General features: G+C 55.8%; 10 protein-coding genes. 1 reads left to right on the plus strand and 9 read right to left on the minus strand.

Going from position 1 to position 10,935, the window contains the following annotated elements; genetic code table 11:
• Position 1 precedes the first annotated feature (1 nt).
• The 3 genes from EDY99_RS12540 to EDY99_RS12550 all read right to left on the minus strand — a co-directional run bounded on the left by EDY99_RS12540 (position 2) and on the right by EDY99_RS12550 (position 2,552).
• Positions 2-871, minus strand: a complete 870-nt coding sequence (locus EDY99_RS12540) for a hypothetical protein (RefSeq protein ID WP_060660534.1) — start codon at positions 869-871, stop codon at positions 2-4.
• 108 nt (positions 872-979) lie between these two features.
• Positions 980-1,555: a LuxR family transcriptional regulator gene (locus tag EDY99_RS12545; protein ID WP_004935315.1), complete on the minus strand. Its 576-nt coding sequence runs from the start codon at positions 1,553-1,555 to the stop codon at positions 980-982.
• Between the two features lie 706 nt (positions 1,556-2,261).
• Positions 2,262-2,552, minus strand: a complete 291-nt coding sequence (locus EDY99_RS12550; RefSeq protein ID WP_004935318.1) for a hypothetical protein — start codon at positions 2,550-2,552, stop codon at positions 2,262-2,264.
• Positions 2,553-2,797: 245 nt separating this feature from the next.
• On the opposite strand from EDY99_RS12550, the gene EDY99_RS12555 reads away from it, so the two are divergent.
• Positions 2,798-3,025: a hypothetical protein gene (locus tag EDY99_RS12555; RefSeq protein ID WP_004935320.1), complete on the plus strand. Its 228-nt coding sequence runs from the start codon at positions 2,798-2,800 to the stop codon at positions 3,023-3,025.
• A gap of 265 nt (positions 3,026-3,290) precedes the next feature.
• On the opposite strand, the gene EDY99_RS12560 is transcribed toward EDY99_RS12555, so the two are convergent.
• The 6 genes from EDY99_RS12560 to EDY99_RS12585 are packed head-to-tail and all read right to left on the minus strand — an operon-like array spanning position 3,291 to position 10,934.
• Positions 3,291-3,644, minus strand: coding sequence for a DUF6277 family protein (locus EDY99_RS12560; protein ID WP_033632662.1), 354 nt, complete (start codon positions 3,642-3,644; stop codon positions 3,291-3,293).
• Positions 3,645-3,669: 25 nt separating this feature from the next.
• Complete coding sequence (gene tssM / locus EDY99_RS12565; RefSeq protein WP_033643653.1) at positions 3,670-7,149, minus strand: type VI secretion system membrane subunit TssM; 3,480 nt, start codon at positions 7,147-7,149, stop codon at positions 3,670-3,672.
• A 35-nt stretch (positions 7,150-7,184) separates the two neighbouring features.
• On the minus strand, positions 7,185-8,696 hold the full coding sequence (icmH, locus tag EDY99_RS12570) for a type IVB secretion system protein IcmH/DotU (RefSeq protein WP_033643654.1): 1,512 nt from the start codon (positions 8,694-8,696) through the stop codon (positions 7,185-7,187).
• Positions 8,693-10,051, minus strand: coding sequence for a type VI secretion system baseplate subunit TssK (gene tssK / locus EDY99_RS12575; RefSeq protein WP_021505816.1), 1,359 nt, complete (start codon positions 10,049-10,051; stop codon positions 8,693-8,695). Before tssK ends, icmH begins: the two co-directional genes overlap by 4 nt.
• A gap of 1 nt (position 10,052) precedes the next feature.
• Complete coding sequence (locus tag EDY99_RS12580; protein WP_033643655.1) at positions 10,053-10,559, minus strand: type VI secretion lipoprotein TssJ; 507 nt, start codon at positions 10,557-10,559, stop codon at positions 10,053-10,055.
• A 9-nt stretch (positions 10,560-10,568) separates the two neighbouring features.
• Complete coding sequence (locus tag EDY99_RS12585) at positions 10,569-10,934, minus strand: PAAR-like domain-containing protein (protein WP_033643656.1); 366 nt, start codon at positions 10,932-10,934, stop codon at positions 10,569-10,571.
• Position 10,935 lies beyond the last annotated feature (1 nt).

The raw sequence follows: 10,935 nt of genomic DNA on the forward strand, positions 1-10,935 counted from the left end.
CTTAACGGCGATCCATGCGGCATACCCAAACCTCTTTCGGCATCAGCTCGCTTATCTTTTCTGAGTAATAACCGATCAGCATGTTGATGCGCTTTTCTGCAATGACCTCCGCCGCCTGAGCGCAAATCGACTTGTAAAAACCAATAGGGATCATCACTTTGCAACGGCTATGCAGGTGCCGACAAACGCCGATGGCCCAGGAAAAACACTCCCTGGAAGGATTGGAAATATCCAAAAGTTCGGCACACTCACTGGAACAGCCAATCACAGCGTAGAGATTGCCTTTATTGATATAATGAATTTTATGATACAGAGGATGTTTTTCAATATATTCAAATGCGCGATGATCTTTTTCTCGCCCCAGATTATTGATAAAGCTGGCCTGCCGCGCTTGTCCGCCCTCGGTAAAACGAAAGGCCATAAACTTATCAGGCTTTAAGGTTAATTCGACGAAGGGATAGATTTGCGTATTGGTCGTTAAATACTTTCTAAAAATCTTTTCATAAACCCTGATCTTCCTGTCATCGGAAAAGCAGATATCCGCCGCCACATCCGAACGCCTGGCCTGCAGGAAAAAATCTTTCAAGACGGTGGAAGATTTGACCTGACGGTGGATCCCAAGATCGCCAAGCATATTAACATTAAAAGACAATTCATTGATTTTAAAAGGATAAAAACTGGATACAAACATCCCGAGATAACGTTCTTGATCCTTGTAAAATATGCCTGTTTTTTCCATCGGCGCCCCACAATGCGGATCGAGCAAATGCTTCCAGTGCAGGAAACGCTCCCCGCCCAAATCTCTGCCATAAAGCTCCTGCAATAATTTGAAATGATTATGAGAAACCGCTTCTCTCACAAAGACAGCCATGTTTTATCTCCCTATAAAACCGATTCCATGCCGGGCGGAAATCAATAAAAGATGACCGCTCAGCGCCGCTGATAATACGGCGCCGGACCGTTCGCGTCCTTTCCCTGATTAACAAGAGTCGCTGTGCATTTTTAACCAGCGCAAGAATTCAATATTATTATCGATGTTCAGTTTTCTCATAGCCGAACGTTTATGAATACTCACCGTTTTCGGGCTGATGCCGAGCAACATCGCCGTTTGGTTTTGTGAATAGCCCAGATGGATTAAACGGCACACTTTCCCCTCGCTAAAGGTCAACTGGGTACGACAACGCGGGCAATAGCTTGAAACCAAACTATTTTTCTTGCGATAGCAGAACATGACCTTGTCCACGATCGCCGCCACGCTGTCTTTGCGCGTAATACTTCCGGCTTCCAAATTGCAATGAATTTTAGGGAATGTCTTTTTATGCTCCAATATTGAAAAATAGAGCGGAATAGAAGAAAAGTTGCCCTGCAAAAGCTGGGTATGACAAAAATTTATGGACACCCGCTTGTCCGGCGCCCTGAATATGATGTTGGCACGTTCTTCTCCCGTGATCTTGGCCTTAATGCCATTCGTGAGAAAACCTTCTTGCAAGGCAAGACTCAACCCCAGCTTGAAGAATTGATTTTTATCCACAATAGCGATATTGACGCGCTCCATTAACAAACCTCCCTTTTGACTACGCTTGCTCACTCTCCTTACTGCAATATCATTGCTGTGATTATTTTTTGTTTTAACGTGCTTTTTAATAAAAAAGCGTTATAGGCGAAGCAAAAAAGACCTTGCCTCGCAAAAGTGCATTTTATATATAGGGTTATATAAATCATCTGCCCTGGAGAGCATACAAAAGCAAGACGCGGTAAGCGGCCGCGCTTCGCAAGGGAAATTGTTATCGTAAGATATATTTATAAGGCATCATTGCCATCAGCATCACGGTGCTAAGATTTTTCTCTGATACGTTAATTTTACTCCAAGAGCGCAATATATCCAGATAAATATCGAAAAAACACATAATATAGAACATAACATTGCGTGACATTGATTGTTAAGAGAATCCGTTTATGCATTAGGAATTTACTTATGATAAAGGCAGGATAATGCTTTTTTCGCACGAGGCGGCGGGGTCATCGCAGACCCTATTAAACAGAGTATAACCATATTCATTTTATTGTAAAAAAATTGCATAAAAAAAAGCTACACTTTATGGCAGTAAGTGATTCCCGCCCTTTCATGTAGACGGCAACAAAAAAGAAGAAGGCGAACCCATCGGCCGCCCGCGCAAGAAATGCCTGGTAGGAGTAAAGATTTTTCAGGAGTGATGCGCAGCGCAGAAAGATAACGCGGCATCGTTGACGAGCGGGATGATTTATATTTTTTTTATCCTCATCAATTTTTTAGCCTCCAGGCAGGAAACCAACCCGAGGTGATCTTTTTTTAGCTGCTTGTCGCTCCCAAGAGGAAGAATGACTTTGAACGTTTGCAACTTACCGTGATTATTATAGATATCAAAGACTATCACCGGCGGGCCATAACCCAGGATCATGCAGTCTAAAAACCGCAGAACGGCGCAGCCCAAGCGGCTCCTGGCCTCCCGGATGATTTTATCCGCAAGCTCATCATACCGGAAAGGTCTTTCCGGCGTCGTCAATACCTTCATAAGGTCTCCCTTCTGGTATATATCATTCCGATTTAAAATAATAACCTCATAAAACCGCCGCCGTTCAAGGCGAGTAAGATATAAAAACCCAGGTTTCGGCAATATATAATCTAACGATGCAAAATCAATCTAACAAAAAACACAATAGTATAAAAAAACAGCACGAGTTTTATTGAAAAAATGACCTGATTTGCAATAATGAAATTGCCTGAAGTAAAGGGCTAACTGAAAAAGGAGTTTCAATCATGAAAGAACTATCCGCAGTAGAAATTGAACAAGTTAACGGTGCTGGTTTTTTTGGTGACGTAGGCACACTGATTGGCAGTGCGGTAGGTACAGGTATTGATACCATTTCCGCGATTGCCGGTGTTAACCCGGATGCCAAAACTGTTGTCGGCACCATCGGTAAAGGTATTGGTCTGGCCGTCGATGCGCTGATTTCCAGCGGATTGCAGATCATCTCTAAACTGTAATAACAACTCATAATCATCCCTTCCTATTTTTTAATTCGCTTCATTTTAAGCACCTTCGCGGGTGCTTTTTTTTACATCAAAGAATCAAAAAATAGATAAGGTCAGAAAAACCAATATCCAAAAAAACAGGCTGGGTATCACCATGATAAAAAAACCCATGCGTTTATTGGCGTTTTTGAGCATCCAGTCATAGATCATCGCAACACTCCTTGTGAATACCAGGAGGCATTTCCGCCTCCCGGTATTTTATCCATCGAGTTTTTGATTACAGTTTCGGCACTTTGGAAAAGAAGTCCGCCATTTCGTGCGGGAACCCTTTCGCAATCGCCGGACGAAGATCGTCCATGGAAACATTAAAATCTTTCGGCTGCTCGCTCGTTTGCATTTTTTGGTGTGCGTTCACATTCGATTGCAGACCATTAAAAATGCCCTTCATATTGCCGAACATATCATCGCAAGATTTTGTCACATTACTCATGACCGACTTGGCCGCATCCGGCCCCGACATTTGAATATTGCTGACGCCTTGCATAAACGGTTGACTCAGCGACGATTGGGAATTGGTGCCCAAATTGCCGCCGGCCTTCATGGTTTCTAAAATTTTGGCTGGATCTAACATGTTTATCACCTCTTTACGGTTGTGTTTACATCGCTTTCGGGCACGAGAATCCTCGCAACGCCCGTGACCAAAGTGGGAAATCTTTCATCGTCGAGCGCAATTCCAGTTTGAGCACGCCCACCACCGACGACATCGACATCGTCAGCTCTCGCCTGTCGCTGGCGAGCGGCACGGGATTGCTGGCGTCGAACATCCGGAACAAGGCCCAGGGCCCGTCGAAACTGGCGACCTGGATCTGGCCGGTGCCGGTGCGGAAGGTGAGTCGAACATAGCTGCCGCCTTTCGGGCCCGGCCAATCGATACGGGTAGGCTGGCTGAAGCCATGGCTGTAGTTAATAACCTGCCCATCGATATCCAGGGTCGCCTCCGTAATGGTCGGCGTCAGGGACAACGGCCTGATGAACATGGAGAAGGACAGCTTGTCGCCGGCGGTGAAGAAGGTATCGCGGATCAGGCGGGCATTTTCAAACGCGCCCAGCGTGCTGGCATTGACGATCCCCTCTGAACCCGGTTTGGCATTCCATTTCTGCGCGTTGACGTCCACATAAGGGGCCAGGTTCTCATCGAAGAACTGCTGCATCGCGCCGCTTTGGCCAAACATGCGCGAGAAGTCCTCGATGCCGACCTCCGCTCTGGCGTTGCGCGAGAACGGATAACGCCCGCTGATGCTGCTCTTGCACAAGCCGGAGGCCAGCGACGAAGCGCCTTTGCTCAGGTTCTTTTGGCTCTGCTGAATCGTCTGGCTGTCCCCGACCTGCAACAGATCCATCATCACGCTGCGCACCGGTTCCGGCTGGCGCGCCGCATCCAACTGCAGACGCTTCAGCGTGCCTCCGGCGGGCACCACCTGGCCGCCGCGCAGCGAGGTGGACAAGGTGGTCAACTGGCTGTACAGCGCTTCGAAACTGCGGCTCAGCGGATCGTTGCTGGCGTTGGTGGTCTGTAACAGCTGATAGCCCAGACGGCGCAGCAGCTCGAAGCGATCTTCCACCGCGCGTTCCGGCGTGAGACGAAAACGCGCGCGCTCGCCGGAAATCTCGCCGAGGATGTCGCGCCGCTGCTGCTCGATGCGATTGCGCTGGCGATCGAACCAGCTTGCCGCATCGCCCTGGTTGGTGCCGGTCATGCTGGTTTCGCGCGCGGCGAAGCGCACCAGATTAGCCAGCGGGGAAGAAGGGTCGGACAGTTGACGCGCCAGGATCGCCGCATCCTCAAGCCCGTTGACCGGCCGGGCGCGCACGTCGCGCATGAAAGCATCCCATTTGTCGGCATACTCGATGAGGTATAGCTTCCTCGCCTCGTCGGCCAGCTTCTGCGCCGAGGCCAGCGAGTTCACCGCGTTTTTCCCTTCCGCGCTGTCGCGCAGCACCCAGGACTCTTCTTCGATCATGTCCTTGGCGGCGTCATCGAGCTGCGCCAGGAAAACGTCGCGATAGCTGGCGCGGGTATAGAACCCCGGCACGGCGGTATCGGTGACCGTCGCCTGGCTCTTGCGGCGCAGCATCAAGGAGACGTTCGGCCCGGCGGCGTCGGCTAACGAAATATCGTTGATCGCCGCCGGCAACGGTTTCTCTTCGATGCGGCGCACCACCCGCACCTGCATCGGAATGTTCATCGCTTTCACCCGCGCCAGGCGCAGCAGATCGCCGTTCATCTTCATGACCGGCGCGTCCGGCAAAGAGAACATCTCCCGCAGATGGTAAGCAAAGATGCCTTTGTTCATGTCGGTGTAACCCTGCGGCATAAAGGTTTCCCAGCGCGCCATGAACCAGTCGACCAAGGCTTCGGCGGAGCGGTGCGAAGGTTCGCCCATCATCAGGTACACTTTCAGGGTGCCGTAGACGTCCTTGTTGGACGCCGAGACATCATTCTTGAGTTCGTCCGCGATATAGTTTTCCACCGCCGGCCAGAAGATCTGCAGCAAATGGCGTTGGTAGGTTTTTTGCGCCGCGCTGTTGATCAGCTTGTGCTCGAAATAGGGATTCGGCACCGGCGACACTTCGCCGCCCAATTGCGCGTTCATGTACCCCAGCTGCTCATAGGCGGAAATGACATCGTCGCTGACGCGGTTAGTCACCGGAATTTCGCGCACGATGCGCTTTGTCTCATCGAAGCGCGCCGCAATGTAGGAGATGTAATCGCTCTCCCACAGGTAACGCATCGCCAGCAGGTTAAACGAGACCGCCAACAGAATGAGCACCAGCACATAGCGGCCCAGGGAGCTCATGCGGCTGCCGAGCGGCCTGGCGTGCGAAGACTGCTGCATCACCCCGCGTTCTTGCCGGGCGTAATCCAGCTCCGGATGGTAAATGCGCCCGGTCGGGCGAGCTTCATAGATATCCGCCGCTTCCGCGTTGTAGATCGCCCCCTGCGGCGGCAAGGCGATGGTGCTGCCCAGCCACACCTGCTGCAGATGGCAGGCGTAGCCCACCGGCGTTTGCGGGAAGATCTGCTCTAACAGGGAATACAGCGGGTTGCCCAGCGACCCCAGCGATTCGGTGAAGAACAGCAGCTGTTGGCGGTTTTGGCCGTCCGGCGCATCGTGCAACAGTTCGAGCACGTGATGGCTGACGCGCGCCACCATCTCCCGGTAGAGGGTTTCATACTGCTCGAAGGGGGTTTCTCCCTGTTCGGCGCGGTTCAGGCTGAAGCCCATGCCTTTTTGCAACAGATCGTCGCCCAGCATGGACAGGAAGGTCTCGCCGCCGACCAGTTGATCGAGGTGGCTGATGGTGAGATAGACCGGCAGCTCGCTGCGGAACCACGAGGCCATCTCCAGCAGGCGAACGCGCAGTGCGTCGGCGACCGACTTTCTCTCCGTCAGCGAGGCGTGCAGCAACCAACGCGCATCCAGACACAGCATGATGCCGTCGATGCCCGGATGGCGGCGATGGCGGCGGATCAGTTTGAACAGAGTGTCGCGCGCCCTGGCGCCCTCTTCCCCCAGGCCGTTCAACTGCAGCCATTCGCCGGAGGTGTCGACATACACCGAATTCTCCGCCAGCCACCAGTTGCAATCCTGGGTCGGCCCGACGTCCACCGTCTGCTGCAGGCCATAGTGCTCGGCCAGCAAGAAGCGTTCGCCGCTTTCGCCGATCAGCGAGGTTTTGCCGCTGCCCGGCGGCCCGATGACCAGAAACCACGGCTTTTCGCTGACGTAACGGCGCGTCAGGCGGTATTTGAAGCGCTGCCAAGGGGTGCGCTGCTTCGCCGTGCCGACGTACTGCAAGGTGCGCAAGGCGTCGTAAAAGCGCGAGGTCACGCGATCTCGCTGGGCGGTCTTGCGTTTGGCCGGGGCCGGCGCTCGCGCGTGGCGGAACACCCAGGATAAGAACGTCGCCACGAACGGCCAGAGCGCCCAGCACAGGATCAGCGCGATGATGATGCCCCTGACCCAGACCGACAGCAGCGGCCGATAGGTGCCGATGGCGATCAACGGCCCAATCCACCACACCACCGCACACAGCAGCAAGGCAATCACCAATATGAATGATCTACGTATCATATAATTTCCTTATTATCTCTACGCCGGCGGATGTCTTAGTTATCCTCGGGGACCTCGGCGGCTACCCCTGCCTGATTTAACGTTGCAGACGGTGAAGCCATCTCCCTCTCGCCGATTTTCCAAAGGATGTCCACGCGGCGGTTGCGGCGGCGCCCTTCTTCCGTCGCGTTGTCGTCCAGCGGCTCCTGATCGCCCTTGCCGACCGATGTCACGGTGCGGTTGTATTTACTGTTGGCCAAGGATTCGCGCAGCTTGTCGGCGACCGTCTGCGCGCGAGCCTCGGACAGTTTCAGGTTGGAGTTGTTGGAGGTGTTGCGATACGGTTTGTTGTCGGTATGCCCGATGACCTCCAGATCGCCCGGCCACGGCGCCAGCGCTTCCCCCAAACGCTCAATGTTGCGTTTCTTTTTAAACTCTTCCGACAGCTTCGACTGCCCGGTGGCGAACGCGCCGTCGGAGGTGAAGATCAACAGCCAGCCGCGCGGATCGGCGCGCACCTCCAGCCACCCTTCGCTGAGGATTTGCGGCAGCGGCTGCGGCAGCGTCTCCATGATGTTGATTTTGCGCGGCTGCGGCGGCGTCCAGGCCAAAATGGCGTTGCGCAGCGCGCGGGACTGATCGTGCAGATACCAGGCGGCCGAGGCGTACGCCAGCAGCGCGATGGCCAGGCCGTAGCACAGCAGCTTCAGCGGCGTGATGCGGGTCGCCTTGCGCACCACGTTGCTCGGCTCGGCATCGGCCAGCGTCTGCGTCGGGTTCTGGCTGTACAGATAGCCGTCAAGACGGTTGCGCACGTCGGCCAACAGCACCGCGCCGCGTTCCATTACGTGGTATTGCCCTTCGAAGCCCAGCGACAGGATCAGATCGTAAAACGCCAGGATCTCCTTGTTGCGCGGCGAGGCGGCCAGATAGGCCTGCAGGTGCTCGAAGCACTTTTCCCCGCCCCAGGCGTCGCGATAAAACTCCACCAGCAGGCTGAGATTCAGTTCGCCGGATTCGAGCGTGCTCATGCAGCACTCATCCACGTAGGAGCACAGCAGATAGGCCAGCTTGTCCACATCGCTCGGCGCGATGTGATCCGCCAGCAGCGTCTGCTGAAATTGTTGGATCTCGCGCACGATCTGCGCGCGTACCGCGCCCGGATTCAGCTGTTTCTGATCGCGCACCCGCTCCACCTGCAGCAGGACCGGGATAGCGGCGGCGATCAGCGGGTTGTCCCAATGGCCCATCATCACGCCGGGCTTGCTCAGCGCGGCGCGGCCGAACAGCCCGCTCGAGGTCGGCGCCGCCTCGGCCGGGCGCTCGCCCGGCGCGGGCTCGCTGCTTTCCGGCGCAACGCTTTCCGCTTCATAAGGCTTGGGTTCGGGGGGCGTCGCCACCCCGGCGCTTCCCGGCCGCAGCTTGGCGGCCAGCGCCCGCGCGCCGAAGGACAGCGCGGCGATCTCCGCCGTCGTTTTGCCCACCGAGCCGGACGCGGGAAGGCGCGGCGTCGCGTTGTTGCGCGTTACCGCCATCGCCTCGCGTATTTTTCTCTCGAATTCGTTCATCCCACCCTCCCTTGCCTTAATCCCCAGACGTCAAAACGCAGGTCGGGGAAATCACCCACGATGCTGAGCGCCATCGCCGAGCCGGCCATCATTTCCTTATAAATCGGGTCGGCATGATCAACCTCGAAATAGATGCTGTTCGGGTAATACGGTATGTGCCGCGGCGGCGAGGCCATCGGCAGCAAGCGAGCGCCCGGTAATTGCAGATCGATCAGCTGAATGATTTTCTCGACCGGCCCCAGTTTGACCTGCGCGGGGAAATACGAGCGCAGATGCTCGATGGACAAACCGCAGCTGACGGCGAACACCAGTTTTTCCAGGCGCAGCTGCGAGTCGTTCGGGCACAGATAAATGCTGTCGCCGCGATCGATAAACGGCAACGCCACCGCCGGCGCTTCGATCACCAGCGACAGCGCGCGGCGAATCGAGGCAAACAGCTGGAAGTAGCAGTTGTGCGGTTCATCGTGCAGATACACCAAATCGGCCCGATCCCAGAGGCGTTCGCCGCCGGGAATGATGCTGAGCCGCCCCAGCAGGCTCAGCAACGTGTCGAACAGGGTTTCAGGATGTACCTGCGGGCTGGCCAGCAGTTGGCTGATGCGCAAATTGAACTCGCTCAAGGTTTGCAGCAGCAGCAGTTCCAGCAGCTCGGAAAGCCCGCCGATCGTCATATGCACGTCCGGGCGGAAAACCGACTCCAGACGCTGGCTGATCAGCCCAAGCAATTCGGTGGTGAACGCGGGCAGCCAGCCGATGGCGCGGAAATCCAGCATCGGCGGCAAGGCGCGCTCATCCAGCAGCACCCGACGATCGCTGGTCAGCTCGCGCACGAAACCGACCGGCAGCACGCTTTCCGCGCTGCTGACCGCGTCCTCCAGGCTTAGCCGCGTCACCAGGCTGCCCAGTTGCATCGTGCACACGCGCGGGGTCCCTTCCAGGCTGACGCCGTGGTTGCGATCCGGCACCTCGGCGTCCATGGTGCGAAAACGGCTGCTTTTTCGCGCATCCTGGATAAGATCGATCTGGGCGTTGCCGGCGATATCCATCAGCACGGACAGGCACACCACTTTCCCCTGGCAGCCTTCTCCCAGCACCAGCGGCGGCGGCAGCGGAATATCCTCAGGCATGCTGAACGCCGTGCCGTCGGGGAAAACGCCCTTGGCTTTCTTCAGCGCAAACTTGCCCTGTTCCAATAGCCCGTTGTCGATCTCCAGCGTCAGGAACCCCCAGGTGAAGGTTTCGACGCTGCGCAAGCGCGCTTCAATCAAGTGCTCGAAAAAACGTTCCTGCTGCTGGAAATGCTGCGGTTCCATCAACATGCCTTCTACCCAGGCGACGCGTTGTTTAGGTAACATGTCATTCATCCATTTTGTCGTTAGTCACTATGCTGAGTGACGTCATCCCCACCATCACCTTCATTTGCGAATCAGCCTGCGCAGGGGACTTTTGCTCGGCGAGCGGCAACACGCCGCTGATTTGCTGAAACTCCGCCCCGACGACGACCCATCGCTCTTGCCCCGCCGGCACCTCGAAGCGATAACGCAACGTCTCCCTCGGTTGCAAAATGCTCTGGTGCCGGCTCAGCGCCCCTTCCGACGGCGCCGTCTCGCGGCAAGGGGCGCCGTCGCCAATTCCCTCAGGCATCCACCCCGAGCGATTGGTTTCTATCACGCACACCTTGACCGGCTGCGCCTCCCCGGCGGCATTCGGGTTCACGTTGTCGTTGGCGGTCACCTCGACGTCGATAAACCGCAACCGACGCCCCGCATCCGCAGCCTCATCGTGAGAAAACCAGCTGCATCCGCCGAGCATCCCCACCGCCAACAGTCCCCCTGTCGCAATCCCCCGGAGCGTTTTCACCATGCTGAACTCCTATGCATTAACGAAACATTTGGTCTGGCTCGGCGCGACCTGAGTGCAGACCATGTTGTTGTTGTTCGTCGTGCTGGAATCACCTAGCCGCGTGACCGGCATGCCGCCGGAGAAATACTTACCCGATCCCTGCACCGGCTGCGCCTGGGCCGAATGCGTCCCCGAGGCAGCGCCGATCACTCCGCCCGAATCGGCGGTGGCCACACGAGTGGTGCCGAGGTTTTGTTCATTGCCGCCGGAAATGAAAATGTTAGGCACGTTCGGTATGCCGGTGTTGTTGGGCGAGGTGTTCGGGCCCGGCGCCGGTATCATCGGGTCGCAGCCGGCAAAGCCGATCCCGCCCATGTTGGTATTGGCTGCAGTCATG

Origin of the sequence: Serratia sp. LS-1, from assembly GCF_003719595.1 — a bacterium.
In the GTDB taxonomy this organism is placed as follows: domain Bacteria; phylum Pseudomonadota; class Gammaproteobacteria; order Enterobacterales; family Enterobacteriaceae; genus Serratia; species Serratia ureilytica.